The sequence below is a fragment of the Mycobacterium nebraskense genome, assembly GCF_002102255.1.
Lineage (GTDB): Bacteria > Actinomycetota > Actinomycetes > Mycobacteriales > Mycobacteriaceae > Mycobacterium > Mycobacterium nebraskense.
In genome coordinates this window covers 44703-61037 of record NZ_LQPH01000185.1, presented here as the reverse complement: position 1 = coordinate 61037, position 16335 = coordinate 44703, and the positions used below count along the sequence as shown (strand labels likewise).

Annotated in this window: 14 protein-coding genes; 4 read left to right on the top strand and 10 right to left on the bottom strand. The window is 66.6% G+C overall.

Annotation, left to right across the window (positions count from 1 at the left end; genetic code table 11):
- Positions 1-79: 79 nt before the first annotated feature.
- Positions 80-2047 (top strand): SpoIIE family protein phosphatase, encoded by a 1968-nt coding sequence (locus AWC17_RS30800; RefSeq protein ID WP_046181913.1) that lies wholly within the window; start codon positions 80-82, stop codon positions 2045-2047.
- Here the strand turns inward: AWC17_RS30800 and AWC17_RS30795 are convergent.
- The 6 genes from AWC17_RS30795 to AWC17_RS30770 form a co-directional block, all read right to left on the bottom strand.
- A complete protein-coding gene (locus AWC17_RS30795; RefSeq protein ID WP_046181912.1) occupies positions 2044-3288 on the bottom strand; it encodes an acyl-CoA dehydrogenase family protein in 1245 nt (414 codons plus the stop codon). The genes AWC17_RS30800 and AWC17_RS30795 overlap by 4 nt on opposite strands.
- The gene (locus AWC17_RS30790) at positions 3285-4427 is read right to left on the bottom strand and encodes an acyl-CoA dehydrogenase family protein (protein WP_046181911.1); all 1143 of its coding nucleotides are present in this window, start codon (positions 4425-4427) and stop codon (positions 3285-3287) included. Before AWC17_RS30790 ends, AWC17_RS30795 begins: the two co-directional genes overlap by 4 nt.
- A gap of 94 nt (positions 4428-4521) precedes the next feature.
- Positions 4522-5493 (bottom strand): alpha/beta hydrolase, encoded by a 972-nt coding sequence (locus AWC17_RS30785; protein ID WP_046181910.1) that lies wholly within the window; start codon positions 5491-5493, stop codon positions 4522-4524.
- A gap of 138 nt (positions 5494-5631) precedes the next feature.
- Positions 5632-6780 (bottom strand): amidohydrolase family protein, encoded by a 1149-nt coding sequence (locus AWC17_RS30780; protein ID WP_046181909.1) that lies wholly within the window; start codon positions 6778-6780, stop codon positions 5632-5634.
- The gene (locus AWC17_RS30775) at positions 6780-7820 is read right to left on the bottom strand and encodes an amidohydrolase family protein (protein WP_046181908.1); all 1041 of its coding nucleotides are present in this window, start codon (positions 7818-7820) and stop codon (positions 6780-6782) included. The genes AWC17_RS30780 and AWC17_RS30775 overlap by 1 nt, the downstream gene beginning before the upstream one ends.
- Positions 7817-8200 (bottom strand): Rieske (2Fe-2S) protein, encoded by a 384-nt coding sequence (locus AWC17_RS30770; RefSeq protein WP_231588318.1) that lies wholly within the window; start codon positions 8198-8200, stop codon positions 7817-7819. The genes AWC17_RS30775 and AWC17_RS30770 overlap by 4 nt, the downstream gene beginning before the upstream one ends.
- A 125-nt stretch (positions 8201-8325) precedes the next feature.
- Here AWC17_RS30770 and AWC17_RS30765 point away from each other — a divergent pair, with 125 nt between their 5' ends.
- Together AWC17_RS30765 and AWC17_RS30760 are read left to right on the top strand one after the other, a co-directional pair.
- Complete coding sequence (locus tag AWC17_RS30765; RefSeq protein ID WP_046181906.1) at positions 8326-9552, top strand: cytochrome P450; 1227 nt, start codon at positions 8326-8328, stop codon at positions 9550-9552.
- Entirely contained in the window at positions 9549-10706 is a 1158-nt protein-coding gene (locus tag AWC17_RS30760) for a Zn-dependent alcohol dehydrogenase (protein ID WP_046181905.1), read from the top strand. The genes AWC17_RS30765 and AWC17_RS30760 overlap by 4 nt, the downstream gene beginning before the upstream one ends.
- Here AWC17_RS30760 and AWC17_RS30755 read toward each other — a convergent pair.
- From AWC17_RS30755 to AWC17_RS30740, 4 genes are all read right to left on the bottom strand, one after another.
- Positions 10699-11451: an SDR family NAD(P)-dependent oxidoreductase gene (locus tag AWC17_RS30755; RefSeq protein WP_046181904.1), complete on the bottom strand. Its 753-nt coding sequence runs from the start codon at positions 11449-11451 to the stop codon at positions 10699-10701. The two genes, AWC17_RS30760 and AWC17_RS30755, sit on opposite strands and share 8 nt — an antisense overlap.
- 142 nt (positions 11452-11593) lie before the next feature.
- Positions 11594-12415 (bottom strand): SDR family NAD(P)-dependent oxidoreductase, encoded by an 822-nt coding sequence (locus AWC17_RS30750; RefSeq protein WP_046181903.1) that lies wholly within the window; start codon positions 12413-12415, stop codon positions 11594-11596.
- 81 nt (positions 12416-12496) lie between these two features.
- Positions 12497-13732 carry a cytochrome P450 gene (locus tag AWC17_RS30745; RefSeq protein WP_046181902.1) on the bottom strand — a complete coding sequence of 412 codons (1236 nt, stop codon included), beginning with the start codon at positions 13730-13732 and terminating at the stop codon, positions 12497-12499.
- Positions 13729-14751, bottom strand: a complete 1023-nt coding sequence (locus tag AWC17_RS30740; protein WP_046181901.1) for an LLM class F420-dependent oxidoreductase — start codon at positions 14749-14751, stop codon at positions 13729-13731. Before AWC17_RS30740 ends, AWC17_RS30745 begins: the two co-directional genes overlap by 4 nt.
- Before the next feature lie 85 nt (positions 14752-14836).
- On the opposite strand from AWC17_RS30740, the gene AWC17_RS30735 reads away from it, so the two are divergent.
- The gene (locus AWC17_RS30735; protein ID WP_046181900.1) at positions 14837-16333 is read left to right on the top strand and encodes an acyl-CoA carboxylase subunit beta; all 1497 of its coding nucleotides are present in this window, start codon (positions 14837-14839) and stop codon (positions 16331-16333) included.
- Positions 16334-16335: the final 2 nt, after the last annotated feature.

The window sequence follows — 16335 nt, the reverse complement described above, 5'->3', positions numbered from 1 at the left end:
GGTGTCTGGCGAGTGCTCAGCGCTTTCTGACCAGCTTGCGGGACACGGTCCGAGAAGGGGTCCGTAGGAGGAACGGCCAATGGCGGCCGAGAGAAACTGGGACGGGACCGTGGGTGCGGCCGACGACGTGCGCCGCACCTTCGACAACGTCCCCGCGCTATTGGTTGGCCTCGAGGGGCCCGACCATCGATTCGTCGCGGTCAACGCCGCCTACCGCGCGCTCAGTCCGCCGATCGACAGCATCGGGCTCCTCGTGCGAGAGGTCTACCCCGAGCTGGAGAGCCAGCAGATCTTACAAATGTTCGACCGGGTCTACCAGACGGGCGAGCCACAGTCAGGAACCGAGTGGCGGGTACAGGCTGACTTCGAGGGCTCGGGGGGAGCACAAGAACACTTCTTCGACTTCATCGTCACGGCGCGGCACGGCGACGACGGCGCGATCGAGGGCGTGCAGCTCGCCTTCGTCGACGTGACCGACCGGGTGCGGGCACGGCTGGCCGCCGAGTCGCGCATGCAGGAGTTGTCCGAGCGGTACCGCAACGTCCGCGATTCGGCCACCGTCATGCAGCAGGCGTTGCTGGCGCCGTCGGTGCCCGTCGTCTCCGGCGCCGACGTCGCCGCCGAGTACCTCGTCGCCGCGCAGGACACAGCGGCCGGCGGCGACTGGTTTGATGCGGTCCCCCTTGGCGATCGACTGGTTCTCATCGTCGGCGACGTCGTCGGCCATGGCGTCGAGGCGGCCGCGGTGATGTCGCAATTGCGCACCGCGCTGCGGATGCAGATCTTGGCGGGGTATCCGGTCGCCGAGGCGCTGGCGGCGGTCGACCGCTTCCACGAACATGTGCCCGGATCGAGGTCGGCCACCGTGTGCGTGGGATCGCTCGACTTCACCACGGGCGAATTCCAGTATTGCACCGCCGGTCACCCACCGCCGCTGTTCGTCGGGGCGGAGGCCGACGCGCGCTACCTCGAGCCGTCCGGGGCCGGCCCGCTGGGCAGCGGCACGGGTTTCCCGGTGCGCACCGAATTCCTCGGCGTGGGCGACGCGGTCATGCTCTACACCGACGGCCTGATCGAACGCCCCGGCCGGCCGCTAATGGCCAGCACCGCCGAATTCGCCGACTTGGCCGCCAACATCGCCGGCGGCCAGGGCGGGTTCGTCATCGAGTCCTCGGCGCGCCCCATCGACCGTATCTGTTCGGAGACTTTGGAATTGCTGCTGCGGTCGACCGGCTACAGCGACGACATCACCCTGCTTGCGGCGCAACGGCGCACGCCGCCGCCACCGCTCCAGATGACGCTGGATGCCACGATTCAGGCCGCACGCACGGTGCGTGCCCGCTTGCGTCAATGGCTCTCCGACATCGGCGCCGCCGCCGACGACATTTCCGACATCGTGCACGCGATCTCGGAATTCGTTGAGAACGCGGTCGAACACGGTTATGCCACAGAGGTTTCCGACGGCATCGTCGTCGAAGCGTCGCTAGCCGGCGACGGCAACCTGCATGCGTCGGTCATCGACCGTGGACAGTGGAAGGACCATCGTGAAGGCGAACAGGGCCGTGGTCGCGGGCTCGCCATGGCCGAAGCCCTGGTGACCAGCGCGCACGTAACCCATGGGCCTGGTGGCACCACCGCCCGCCTGACGCACCGCCTGTCACGACCGGCCAATTTCGTCACCGACACGCTCGTCAGCCGGGCAGATCAGCAGCAGTCGATGAACTCCGAATTCGTCTCCGTGGTCACCGAACCCGGGCGCATCGTCGTCAGCGGCGACGTCGACTCCAACAGCGCTTCCACGCTGGATCGGCTGATCGCGGTCGAAAGCCGTTCCGGCGTCGCGCCGTTGACGATCGATCTCAGCGCGGTGACCCAGCTCGGCTCGGCCGGCGTCAGCGCACTGGCCGCCGCGCGCGACCGAGCACAACGACAGGGCAGCGAGTATGTGCTGGTGGCTCCGCCGGGGAGCCCGGCGCACCACGTCTTGTCGCTGGTACAGCTCCCGGTCGCCGGTGGTCTCGCCGAGAATCTCGTCGCCGAGGGCTAGGGACGGTCAGACCGCTGGCCGTGCCGCACCTGCTTGAACGGCACCCCGCGGTCGGCGGCGTATTCCCGCGGGAAGTCCAGCACACGCTCGCCGATGACGTTGCGCGCCATCTCCGTGGTGCCGCCGCCCATCGCGACGGTCTGGCGGGCCAGGTAGCGCAGCCCGGCTTCCAGGCCGTCGCCCGGTTCCCCGACGACGCCGGCGCTTCCCGCGATCGCCATGGCGGTGTCGACATCCAGGGTCACAGTCTCGGCGTGGAACAGCCTGATGAGCGTGCCGGCGGCCGGCGGCAGCGCGCCGTCTCGGACGCTGCGGTACACGTGACCGATCAGCTGCTCGGCCACCGCGCGCTGTACCAGTACGCGGCCGGCCATCTGCTGCACGCGTTCGTTACCGGCCTGTCCCGTCTTTTCGATAAGGGCCACATAGTCAACGGGACTCGCGTTGCCACCCTCGCTGCCGCTGCCGCTGGCGAACTCGGACCCCTGCCCCACCGCCCGGCGCTCGTGGTACAGCTGCCGCGACGCCACCGCCCAGCCGTCGTTGACCTCCCCGACGACGGCGTCGTCGCCGACATCCACCCCGTCGAGAAACTCCTCGCAGAACTCGGTGGAACCGCTCAGCATGGTGATGCGCCGCAACGTAATTCCCGGATGCGCGATGGGCACCAGGAACATGGTCAAGCCCTCGTGTTTGGGCACATCCCAATCGGTGCGGGCCAGACACAATCCGTAATCGGCGGCGAACGCGCTGGTGCTCCACGTCTTGGCCCCGTTGAGTACCCAGCGGTCGCCGTGGCGTTCGGCCCGGGTGATGACGCCGGCCAGGTCGGACCCGCCGCTTGGCTCGGACAACAACTGCACCAGCACCTCGTCGCCGCGCAGCGCTGCGGCGATGTGTTGCTTCTTTTGCTCTTCGCTGCCGGTGTCGAGCAGCGTGGCGCAGCAGATGGTGAACGTGGGGGTGTTGAGGATCAGCGGCATCTCGTAGGTGAGGGATTCCGCGTCGAACGCCTTCTGATACTCGTAGTCCAGGCCTAAGCCGCCGTACTCGCGCGGAAAGCAGATCCCGGCGAATCCGCCTTCGTACAACCGCTTTTGCAGTTCCCGGGCGCGTAGCCAGGATCGTTCGTCGTCGCGCGGGGCGGGCGGCGGGGACTCAGGATCGATGGGTGGCATGTTGTCCGCCAGCCATGCCTTGGCCCGCGCCGCGAACTCGGCGACGGATTCGGTCGGCGTCATCTGTTCGAACGACCTGCCTTCTCGTATTCATACACGCGCAGGTTGTGTTCCTCCGGTGTACCGAACATGGAGCGATACAACGTAATCCGGCGCAGGTAGAGGTGCAGGTCGTGCTCCCAGGTGACGCCGATGCCCCCGTGCATCTGCACACAGGCCTGGACGATCTGGCCGGCCATCTCGCCCACGTAGGACTTGGCGATGCTAGCCGACAGGCCCGCCCCGGGTGAGTTGGCGGCAACGTCGGCGACCGCCGCGGCGGTGGTGGCGCGGCAGGCTTCCAGCCACAGCTTCATGTCGGCGAACTTGTGTTTGAGGGCCTGGTAGGACGCCAGCGGGCGCCCGAACGTGTGCCGGTCCAGCGCCCACTGGACGGTCAGGTCGAACACCGTCTGCGAAATGCCGACCACCTCGGCGCACTGCAGGACCTGGGCGATTTGGCTCTGACGATCGACCAGCGCGGCGGTCTCGGCGGCGGTGCCGACGGCCGCCGATCGGTCCACCATCACACCGTCGAAATGCACCCGGGCATATTGCTTGACCAGGTCGACCGACTGCTGGGGCACGATCGTGACGCCCGGCGCATCCGTGGGAACCAGAAACTGGCGGAGCTCGTCACCGCAGCGCGCCACGACCAGCAACACCGCGCTCTGCGCGCCGGCCTCGACCCGGTCCTTCGTGCCGTCGATGCGGTAGCCCGAATCGGTCGGGGTGGCCGTCACCGACGGATTCAGCGGCGCCCAGCCCTGGCCCGGCTCCGAAACCGCCCACGACGCCACGGTTTCACCGGACATCAGCGCCTCGATGGTGGCAGTGTGCGATTGCCGGTCCGCGCACTCGACGAGCGCGCCCAGCACGACGCTGACCGGATACAAGGGCCCGGGCGCCACGGTCTTCCCGAGCTGTTCGGCGACCATGGCCAGATCCGCCAGGCCGCTGCCGGAGACGCTGCCGCCACCCAATTCCTCCGGCACCAGCAGGCCGGTCCAGCCGAGCTCCGCCGCGCGCCGCCACCAGGCCGGGTCAAACGACACCCCCGCGGCGTGCAACTCCCGCACGCGGCGCAGCGGCGCTTCCTTTTCCAGAAAAGCTTGGGTTGTCGAGGTGAACAGCGTCTTTTCGGGAGAGTCGAGTGTGGTCATGCTGCCTCTCGTCCGATTTCGCCGACGTTTTCGATCGTAGCAACGAGCACTACGGTAAGAGCTACCGGAGTCCCGTCGATAGTGCTGCGCACCGCTACATGGCGAACACACGGCGCAACGAACGCGCGTGCAAGGCTCGGTTCTCCTGAGAAACAACCCAATCGGGAACCAACAAGTCGAACCCGTTGAATGCCGCTGCGATGACGTGCAATTCGGTGTGCACATAGGCGTGCAGCAGCCTGTTCGCGTAGTCGATGGCTTCGTCGCGGCAGGGATCGATCTCCGCGCAGCTGATGAACGTGGGCGGCAGGCCCTCGAGGTTCGCCCGGTGCGCGGGAACGTGTTGACCGCTGGCGCTCGCGTGCCCGAGGTAATGGCCCCACGCCCGGCTCACCGCAGGCCCGTTGAGGCCCGGCGTGCGCTGGAATTCACGCCGGGACTGGGTGGCGTCGGAGTCGAGCATCGGCTGGTGCAGGATCTGCACCAGGATCTGCGGGCCTTCGTCATCGAACATGCGCTGACTCAGGCCCGCGACCAGCGCCGCGCCCGCGTCACGGCCCATCACCGCGATGCGGTTGACGTCCACGTTCAGCTCGCCGCAATTACGGATGGCGTAGTAGAAGCCGGCCTCGACGTCGTCCAACGCCGCCGGGCACGGATGCTCCGGTGCGAGCCGGTAGTCGACCGATATCAGCAGGCAACCGCCTTCTCTGGCCAGCTCCACGCATTGGGCGTGATCGGTGTCCAGGTTTCCCGTCACGAAGCCACCGCCGTGGGCGTAGAGGACCAGGGGCGAACCTGACCCGGCTCGATCAAGGTCCGGACCCCGGTAGAAACGAAGGTTCAGCTCGTGGCCGCCCGGGCCGGCGATCGCGCGCGTTTCGACGGCCACGTCGGCGGTGTCGACTGCCGCGGCACGCTCCGCTGCGAGCCGGTTGGCGTGTGCCCGTTCGGCGGGCAGTGTCTCGGCGCGGAATTCGACGACGCCCAGTGCGGTGGCAGCCTCCCGGAGCACCGGGTCGATCCGGGTAAGGCCCTGCGGCCGCGTCAGATTCGTCTGTGTCATACCTTCTCATCTTCCGGGCTCATGATGCGGGCTCGTCCGGTCCCGGCGCGGGAGCGCGCCGAAAAACCCTCTTCAAGGTAGACCTGCGATTCCGTGCGGTGAAAGACGAGGGGCCAGTCGCCTCAGCTTGGGCCAGATTTACCGTTCCCCGGGCAGCGCCTTGACCGTCGCCGGTAGCCCGTAAAGAGCGGTCGCGTTGCCGCGCATGATCCGCTCCCGCTGGTCGGCGGGGAATCGGTTGATCGCGTAGGCCGGCGAGTCGTAGCTCCAATGCGGGTAGTCCGTCGAGAACATCAGGTTGTCGCCCAGGTCCATCATCTCCAGGTACTCCCGGAACCGCACAGTGTCAGCATCTTCCAGCGGCTGGGTGGTGAACCGAACATGTTCGCGGACATACTCCGACGGACGACGCCGCACGTGGGGCAGGTCGCCCCGGCGGGCTTCCCAGATCCGATCCATCCGCGACATCACCGGCATCGCCCACGTAAATCCGCCTTCGACGAACACCACCCGCAGGTCGGGGTGGCGGTCGAAAGCGCCGTCGAAGACCAGGCTCATCAGGTGCGAGACGTACAACAGTGGCCAGGAGGCAAAGAAGTCGTGCCAGTGCGCGGGATTGCCGACCGGGTACAGCGGGATCAGCTCGAACGGCGTCTGCCCCATCAGGTGCGTGGCCACCGGGAAACCGTTGCGCGCCGCGGCTTCATAGAGCGGGTCGAAATGCGGGTTGCCGAAGGGGATCCCACGAGTCTGCGGGGTCATCAGCACTTGAGCCAGGTACGGATGTCCCGCCCACCGTTCGACCTCGCGCGCCGCCTGTTCGGGCGTCTGCGCGCTGACGCTGATCGATCCGCGCCAGCGGCCGTGCGCGTTGTTCGTGTGGAGCCAGACGTCGGCAAGCCAGTCGTTGTAGGCGGACTTGAGAACATGTTCGGCCTGTGGCAGTTGGGCGTCACACATCGGCTCCAGCGTGGCGATGCTGACGCCGGCATCGAGGAGCAACTGCTTGGCGGCGAACTTGGGGTCACTGCCCGCGAACCCGCCACCCGGCGGGGCGGCGTCCAAGCGCAGCGACATGGTCTTGTACGAATCCGGTGTGTCGTAGAAATGCGGGACCGGGGTGACCGCGTTGCCAGTCGGCCATATCTTGTCGACCCATTCGGGCGCCGCGTACGACTTGAGCACGTCGGTCGAGACGGGCAACGGGTGCACGTCGGTGTCGACGATGGTGACTGCTATTTCGTCGTCGTGGCCGGTCGGCGACGCGACCCGTTCGATCGTGGTCATCAGACACGCTCCTTCAGCCCGTACAGCTCGCTGGCGTTTCGCCACAGCACGTTGTCGCGTTGTGCGGCGTCGAGGCCCTCGGCAACGCTCTCCGGCGGCGACGTGGACCAATGGGGATACGCCGACCCATACATCAGCAGGTCGGACTTGCCGGTGAAGTCCATCCAGCGCTGCATGTCGCCGGTATCCGTCGGTCCGTCGAACGCCGACGAGCAGAACCTCACATGGTCGGGCAGGTATTCGCTCGGGTAGCGGTCGACCCACGGCGTCTGATCGCGCATCGACACCCAGAAGGTGTCCAGCCGCCAGATCAACGGGGTGAGGATGTCGTAACCGCCGTCGGCGAAGACGAACTTGAGGCCGGGGTGCCTGCCGAAGACGCCCTCGACGATGAGGGTGGCCAGGTGCACGAAGTAGTTCAGCGGCATGAACGCCGCGTATCCCGGATAGGTGTGCGCGTGCCCGGCGAAGGTGGGCGGATAGTCGACGCCGTTGCCGCCGTTGATATGCACCGCCACCGGCAACCCGTGCGCTGCAGCGACCTCCCAGATCGGCTCGAACATCGGTTTGCCGTAGGGCTCGCGTGACTGCATCGGGACGCCGACCTGCACCAGCTTCGGGTGATCGGCCAGCCGCTCGATCTCCGCGACGGCCCCCTTGGGGTCTTCGGGATTGACGCGGATGGTGCCCCGGAATCGATCGGCGTTGTCGGGCTCGATCCAGCGGTCGAGCAGCCAGTCGTTGACCGCCGCGCAGATCCTGCTGTTGAGCAGGTAGTCGGCGATGTTGCCGCGGGTCAGCGGATTGAGGATGGCGTACTCGACACCCCGTGCGAACAGGTCGCGACTGACCGTCTCCGGGTCCGACCCCGGGTAGTGCTCCCCGTAGAGGTCTTGCCGGTAGTCGCCGCCGGGCGCCTGATACCACTGCTGCTCGACGTCCGGAATCGACCGCAACTTGTGGGCCGCGGGCAGGTAGCGCCGAATCTCCGCGTTGGATCGGAAATGCGGCTGTACGTTGGCATCGATGATCCGGCTCATGCGGTCAGGTACACCTCCCCGTCGGCGACGTCGACCCGGTAGGTGCGGATACGCCGCGTCGGATCGGCGAGGTTTTGCCCGGTGGTGATGTCGAATTCCCAATTGTGCCAGGGGCATCGGACGATTTGGCCGTCGCGGACGCGCCGCAGTCCGCCGGGTTCGTCCGGGGCGAACTCGTTGGTGCCACCGAGCAATCCGAGGCACAGCGGGGCGCCCTCGTGCGAGCAATAGTTCACGATCGCATAGAGCTCGCCCCGCACGTTGTACACGCCCACGCCGAACTTCCCGACGTCGACCAGCTTCATCCCGCCGGGCGGCAGATCGTCCAGGGAGCACACAAATCGCCGCTCGGGCATTTGCATCACCGCCTCTGACGCCACGCAGTTCAATACTGTGCCCGTTACGGTAACCACGACAAGCCCGTTGGGCTTAGTTGCTATTTATACTATGATAGCGATATTCCCGCGTACCAATCCGCTTACCGGCTGTTCAGGAGGAGCGCTGCATGACGCTCAGCACCGACCCCGCCAACCAGCCCGTCACACTGGACCTCACCGGTGAAACCAGCCCCTATCCGTTCTTCGAATACATGCGGCGCACGGACCCGGTGTGGCACGGCGCGCTGGCGGACCACTCCCAGATGCCGGAAGAGCTGCGGCCGAACGACGAGTGGGTGCTGTTCGGTTACGACCCCCTGTTCCAGGCGTTCCGCGACGACCGCATCTTCAGCTCCCACAAATACGACGAGACCATCGGATTGGTGATGGGCCACACCATCCTCGCGATGGGCGGCAAGGAGCACCACGATCACCGCAACCTGGTGGCGAAGGCCTTCCGCGCCACCGCGCTGGAACGCTGGGAGCCGTCGGTCATCGGACCGGTGTGCGATCAACTGGTCGACGAAATCAAGAACGACGGGCACGCGGACCTGGTCAAGGCGGTGACGTTCGAGTTCCCCACCCGGATCATCTCCGTGCTCCTCGGTCTGCCGCCTGAGGATCTCGACTTCTTCCGGCGGTTGTCCCTGGATCTCATCTCCATCCCGACCGACATCGTCGCGGGGCTCAACGCGGCGGCGGAGTTGCACGGCTACTTCCTCGAACAGGTCGAGCAGCGGCGGCGCAAACTCACCGATGACATCATCGGTGACCTGGTGGCCGCCGAGATCGACGGCGAGAAGCTCACCGACGAGGCCATCATCGCGTTCCTGCGCCTGCTGCTACCTGCCGGGCTGGAAACCACCTACCGTTCGTCGGGAAACCTGCTGTACCTGCTGCTGACCCATCCCGAGCAGCTGGCGCAGGTCTACCAGGACCGGTCGCTGATTCCGATGGCGATCGAAGAGGGTTTGCGCTTCGAGACCCCACTGACAATGGTCATGCGGACCACGACGCAAGAGGTCGAAATCGGCGGCAAGACAATCCCATCCGGCGCGCAGATCGACATGTGCATGGGATCGGCCAACCGCGACGAGAGCCGCTGGACCGACCCCAACACCTTCGACATCCGCCGGCCGCGCCAAGCGCACATTGCGTTCGCCGGGGGTATCCACATGTGTCTCGGCATGCATCTGGCTCGGCTCGAGACGCGAGTCATGCTGAACAGCCTGTTCGACCGCGTCAAGGACCTGGCCTTCGTGGCCGACGACGGAACGGGCCAGGAGTCCAAGATCGTCGGGCTCACGTTCCGCTCCCCCAACAAGCTTCCGGTCACCTTCGCCCCGGCCGCATGAGAAGCCGCGCGGCACTCCTGCACGACGTCGGCGGGCCCTGGTCCGTCGAGGAATTCGAGCTCGACCCGCCCCGCGCCGGCGAAGTCCTGGTCGAGATGGCGGCGGCCGGGCTGTGCCACTCCGACGACCACATCCTCAAGGGCGACATGTCGGCACCCAACGAGGTGATGCGATCCCTCGGACTGCCGACCATGTTCCCCACGATCGGAGGCCACGAGGGATCCGGCGTCGTGCGCCAAGTCGGCGAAGGCGTAACGGATTTCGCCCCCGGCGATCACGTGGTGATGTCGTTCGTCGCCGTGTGTGGGCAGTGCCGCTGGTGCGCGACCGGCATGGAATACATCTGCGACGTGGGCGCTTTCACCCTCACCCCGGGGATGCCCACCGACGGCACCTTTCGTCATCACACCGCCGACGGCCGGCCGCTGGGACATCTGGCCAAGGTCGGGGCGTTCGCCGAACACACCGTGGTGTCGACGAATTCACTGGTGAAGATCGACCCGAACCTGCCGCTGGCGCCGAGCGCGTTACTGTCGTGTGCCATTCCGACCGGCTACGGTTCGGCCGCCAATCGCGCCGGGGTGCGCGGCGGTGACACCGTCGTCGTCATCGGCGCGGGCGGAATCGGTACGGGCGCGATCCAGGGCGCGCGGATCAGCGGTGCCGCACAGATCATCGCCGTGGACCCGGTGGAATTCAAGCAGAAGTCGGCGCTGCGGTTCGGCGCGACCCACAGCGCCGCCACGATCGCCGAGGCGCAGGACATGGTGCGGGACTTGACATACGGCGTCATGGCCGACGCCGTCGTGGTCTCGCCTTCGTTGATCACCGCCGACGACGTCCGGGACGCCGTGCAGCTGACGCGCAAGGGCGGAACATGTGTGCTCACCGGCATGACCTCACAGCTGACCCGATCGGTGAAGATCGACCTGCAGGATTTCATCCTGATGAATAAGACGCTGGCGGGGACAATATTCGGCTCGTGCAACCCGAGGGCGGACATCTCCCGGCTGGCCAGGCTGTATCAAACCGGCCAGCTCCAGCTCGACGAGATGATCACCCGCCGCTATCGCCTCGACGAGATCAACGATGCCTACGACGACCTCCGCAACGGCAAAATCATCCGGGGCATCATCGATTTCGGGATCAGCTGAGGCCTTTGCGGCCCATCACCCGCTGCAGTTGGCCGTACGCGTCGATGGGACTGTGCAGCGCCAGGCCGCCGTCGGCGTGCACGACTTGGCCCGTCACCCAAGGCAACTCGAGGACGCCCACGATCGCCCCGGCCACGTCGAGGGCGTTCCCCAGACCGCCCAGCGCCGTTCGTTCGGACAGGGCTTCCACCCAGCCGGGGAGCTGTTCGGGTTTCGCCAGCATCGGCGTGCGCGTGACGCCCGGCCCGACGGCGTTCACCCGGATGCCGTGCACGCCCCACTCCACGGCGGCGACCTTCACCAACATGTCCACCCCCGCCTTCGACACACAGTAGGCGCCCATGTCCCGGTCGGCGAGGGTGCCGCTGATGCTGGAGACCGCGACGATCGAGCCGCCCACCCCAGCGTCGACCATGGCTTGCGCCCCGGCGCGAATCGTGAGCCAGGTGCCCGTGAGGTTGACCGCCAACACCCGGTTCCATTCCGCGGGCGACTGTTCGAGCAACAGGCCCGAGGCGCCGACTCCGGCGCAGGTGACGATCCTGCTGGGCGCGCCGTGGTCGCGCACGGTTTGCTGCATGGCGGTCGTCACCGCGTCGGGATCGCTGACGTCGCAGGCGATGTCGGCGTCCGAGAGGTCCCACACCACGACGTCATGCCCCGCTTCGCGCAGTCGTGCGGCGACCTCGCGCCCGATGCCGGACGCGCCTCCGGTCACCAGGGCCGAGGGGGGATCACCTTGCACAAGATGCGAGTTTAGTCCGCCTCCACCCCGTCGCCGGCGCCCGTCGTCACGCTGGCGTGACGTTCGGCGCCCGTCGTCACGCTGGCGTGACGTTCGGCGCCCGTCGTCACGCTGGCGTGACGTTCGGCCGTCGCCGGGACTGCTATGTGACCTTGGCCAAGGTGCGATCCCACAGCTCGCGCGCGAGCACGGGATCGTCGGCCGCGCGGTTGGCCCTCGCGACTTTGCCTTTCGAGTAGTACTCGCCGGGAGACCAGTCGACGCCGGGCGTGCTGGAGGCCAACCAGACCAGCTGGTCGGCACCCTGGTCCGGGGTTTTGATGAGGCGGCTCACCGGGGTGCGCTGCATGGTCGTCAGAAATCGCGATCCCGACGAGTGACCGATGTTGGTGTTGACGAAGCCCGGGTGCACCACGGCGGCCGAAAGCCCGTCGGCGTGGTAGCGCCGATGTAATTCCCTGGTGAACAGGATGTTTGCCAGTTTCGCCACGGCGTACGCGGTGCTCGGCCGGCGCCGGGCGGTCGTTTCGAAATCGTTGAGGGTGACGTGGCGGAGCAGCCGCTGCGACGAGCTCGACGTGTTGACGATCGTGGCGCGCGAAGCGACGAGCACATCGAGCAACAGCGTGGTGAGCAGAAAAGGCGCCAGGTAGTTGACCTGAATGGTGATCTCATGGCCATCGACCGTGTCGCGCAGCTTGCTGAACACCCCACCGGCGTTGTTGCCCAATACGTCGATGCGCGGGTATTGCGAGCGGATCCTGTCCGCCAGGGCCCGCACTTGGCACAGCTCCGCGAAGTCGGCCACGAAATAGGCGGCGTCCAGCTCCGCGGCCATGGCGGCGGCCTTGCTTTCCGTCCGCCCGACCAGTACGACGTTCGCGCCGCCGCGGCTCAGCCGGCGGGCCGCCGCGGCGCCAATGCCATCGCTGGCACCGGTGATGACAATCGTCCTACGCGTCATTGCCCAGTCCTCCACGCGGAGTGTGACGATCGCGATCGTCGCACACTCTAACTAAGCGGGTCGCTCACCCCCGGTGGCCCCTCAGGCGAGCGTGTAACGCACCGGCAGGTGTTTGAGGCCGCCGACGAAGGTGGTGGCCATCAGTTCCGGCTCACCAGTCAGCTCAATGGATTTGAGCCTCGGCAGGAGCTCGGTGAAGAAGCTGTTGACCTCCATGCGGGCCAACGCCGCGCCCATGCAGAAATGCACCCCGTAGCCGAACGCAAGGTGTTTGTTGGGGTCGCGCCCGACGTCGAAGCGGAACGGGTCGACGAATACGTCCTCGTCACGGTTGGCCGACACGTAGGACAGCAGCACCGAATCCCCCGCCGCGATGGGCACCCCGCGCACGGTGGTGTCTTCGGTGGCGGTGCGCATGAATTCCTTGACCGGGGTGACCCAGCGAATCATTTCCTCGGTGGCCAGTGGCATCAAGTCGAGGTTGTCGCGCACGCGCTCGAGCTGGTCGGGGTTTTCGATGAGCGCCTGTAGGCCACCCGAGATGGTCGCGCTGGTGGTGTCGTGGCCGGCGGTGGCGACGATCAGGTAGTACGACACGGTGTCGATGTCCGACAGCGGCTCGCCGTCGACGCGGGCATTGGCGATGGCGGACGCCAGGTCCTCGGTCGGGTGCTCGCGGCGCGACTCGGTGACCCCGTTGAAGTACTGGAACATGTCGAACAACGCGGGCAACTGATCCTCGTTGGTGGTGCCCCGTTTGAATTCGGAGTCGTCGCTGCCGAACAATTCCTGGGTCAACTTGAGCATCCTCGGGAAGTCGGCCTCCGGCAGACCCAGCAGCGACATGATCACGTAGAGCGGGTAATTGACCGCCACTTCCTGGACGAAGTCGCACTCCGGACTTGCGGACATCATCTTGTCGACATAGATCTTGGCGAGCTCGTCCACGCGAAGCTTCAATGCCCGCATCGCCTTCGGGCGGAACCAGTCGGAGCCGATCGCGCGCACCACCCGATGCTGCGGATCGTCCAGGTGGATCAGCGTGCGCACCCCTGCGGCCGCGGCCATCTCGTCGCCCTCGGCGGTCGTCAGGACCGGGCGCGGCCAGTTGGTGAACAGCATGTTCTCACGTTCGATGTCCATGATGTCGGCGTGCTTGGTGATCGCCCAGAACGGCCGGTAGTTCGGCACCTCAACCCACGAGACCGGCGCGCTGGCGCGCAGGCGAGTCAGCGCCGCATGCAGTCGCCGCTCGTCGGTGTACGCCAAGGGATCTGCCAAGAGCTTGGCGGACTCGTCTACCGTGGTTGTGCTCACTCGCGAAACTCCTTCAGTGCGGCCGTGATACAGGGCTGGGTGGCATTCAAGAAGATCGGTAGGACCCGGTCGACCGCGCCTTCGCAGCGATCCTTGAGGGCGGCGGCGACGGTGTCCACCGGGCCGACGACCGCGAAGGCCGCGAGCACCTCGTGATCGATCAGCGAACCCATGGCATCCCACTCACCCGCAAGCGACAGGCGGTGCAGTTCGGTCTGCAGGTCTCCCCAACCATGCAACTCCAACACCCTGCGGTATGCGGGCGTTGACCCATAGAAGGCGATCTGTTTGCGCACGGCGGCGGTGGCGGCCGTCAATTCATCCTCGTTCTCGCCGGTCGCGATCAGCACCTCGCTCGACACCTCGAAGTCGCTGCGGCGCCGGCCGGCTCGCTGCATGCCGCGCAGCAGCGCCGGCACGGTAACCTCGTCGAGGTAGCGCTTGGAAACCATCGGGTGACCGAGGTGACCGTCGGCGACCTCGCCGCACATCTCGGTCATCGCTTCGCCCACCGCCGCGATGAAAACCCTGGGCGCAGAATAGGGCTGCGGCTCCGGCGTAAACATCGGGGTCATGATCTTGTGCGTGTAGAAGTCTCCCTCGAAACGCAGTTTGCCGCCGTCCTTCCATGCGGACCAGATCGCATGCAGGGCGGAGACGAACTCGCGCATCCGGCGCGCCGGATGGCTCCACGGCATGCTGAACCGCTTTTCGATATGGGGTTGAATCTGAGTGCCCAGGCCGAGGATGAACCGGCCCTTCGAGTACGCCTGCAGGTCCCAACCGATGTTGGCGACGATCATCGGATTGCGGGCGAACGCCACCGCGATGTTGGTTCCGAGTTCGAGCCGAGACGTGTGCTCGGCGGCCAGCAGCAGCGGCAGGAATGGGTCATGACTGGTCTCCGCCGTCCAGCCGCCGTCATACCCATCTCGTTCCAGGGCGACCGCCGCGTCGGTCACGCGTCCCAGCTGATTGGGGATGCCCCCGTCGACCTTGAGGCGGGCGGCGTCGGCCATGCGGGTAACTTTACAGTAAGCAATCCAGTATGTGACCCTGCACATCTAGTCGCGTGACGAGACCCCCGTGAGGTAGGACATAGGCATGACAAAACCCCCGGATTGGCAGGAGACGCTCGAGGACCTCGAGCGTCGCCGGCAACACGCGTGGGGCATGGGTGGTCCCGAACGCCTCGACAAGCACCGCGACAAGGGCAAGCTCGACGCCCGCGCGCGCATCGAGCGCCTCCTCGACCCGGGGACCTTTCGCGAAATCGGCACGCTGGTCGGCGGCGACATCGCGGCCGACGGGCTGGTCGTCGGCTCCGGATCGATCAATGGTTCGCCGGTGATGTTGGGCTCGGAGGATTTCACCACCATGGCCGGCAGCATCGGACCCGGCGGCAACTCCAAGCGCTACCGCATCGCCGAACTGGCACTGCGCGACAAGGTTCCCCTGGTGATGCTGCTCGAAGGCGCCGGCTTTCGTCCTGGCGGTGGACATTACGGCCGCACCCCAACCGACCTGCTCTCCCAGGCGCAGTGCTCGGGCCGGGTACCGACCGTTGCCGCCGTGCTCGGCCCCTCGGCCGGACATGGCGCCCTCGTCGCCCCGGTCTGCGACTTCCGGATCATGAGCGCCCACGGCGCCATCTTCACCGCCGGACCGCCGGTCGTCAAAGAGTCCACCGGAGAAGAGATCTCGAAGGAGGACCTCGGCGGACCCGTCACCGCCTTGCCGAGCGGGGTGATCCACAACGTCGCCGAAGACGACGAAGCCGTGATCGCCGATATCCGGCGGTACCTGTCGTACTTCCCGCCGAGCGCGTGGTCGTACCCGGCGCCGCTGCCGCCGGACGCGGACAGCGAGCCGCGTGCGACGCCCGAACTGCTCGACATCGTCTCGCGCGACAACCGGCGCGTATACGACATGCGGGCCGTGCTGGACGTGGTCTTCGACCGGCCCGACTGGTTCGAAGTCCAGCCGCAGTACGGCAAGGCGATCATCTGCGCGTTGGCCCATCTCGGTGGCCACCCGGTCGCGGTCGTCGCGAATCAGCCCAACGTGCTCGCGGGGTCGATCGACGCCGACGCGGCGGACAAGGCGGCACATTTCATCCTGGTGGCCGACTCGTTCCACCTGCCCATCGTGTTCCTTGCCGATAACCCCGGCATGCTGCCCGGTAGTCGGTCCGAGCGCAGCGGCGTGCTACGCGCCGGTGCGCGGATGTTCGCCGCACAGACGGCGGCAACCACGGTCAAGTTGCACGTCACATTGCGCAAGGCATACGGATTCGGCTCGATGGTCATGTCGCTATTGGGCTTCGATCACCAGAGCGCGACCTTCGCTTACCCGGGCGCGACCATGGGCGCGATGAGCGCGGCAGCGCTGGGCCGGGCGACGCATGCCGGTGAGGACATCACCGCGAAGCTGCGTGACGCCGAGTTGCAGGCGTCCTATCGCTCGGCCGAACATCTGGGATTCGACGAACTCATCGATCCCCGCGAAACCCGTGATGCCTTACTTAGTTCACTGCTTCGTGGACTGTCCAGCCGGCAGGCCGCCGCGGAACCGGTCAGCCGGACCGTCATCCTGCCCTGACG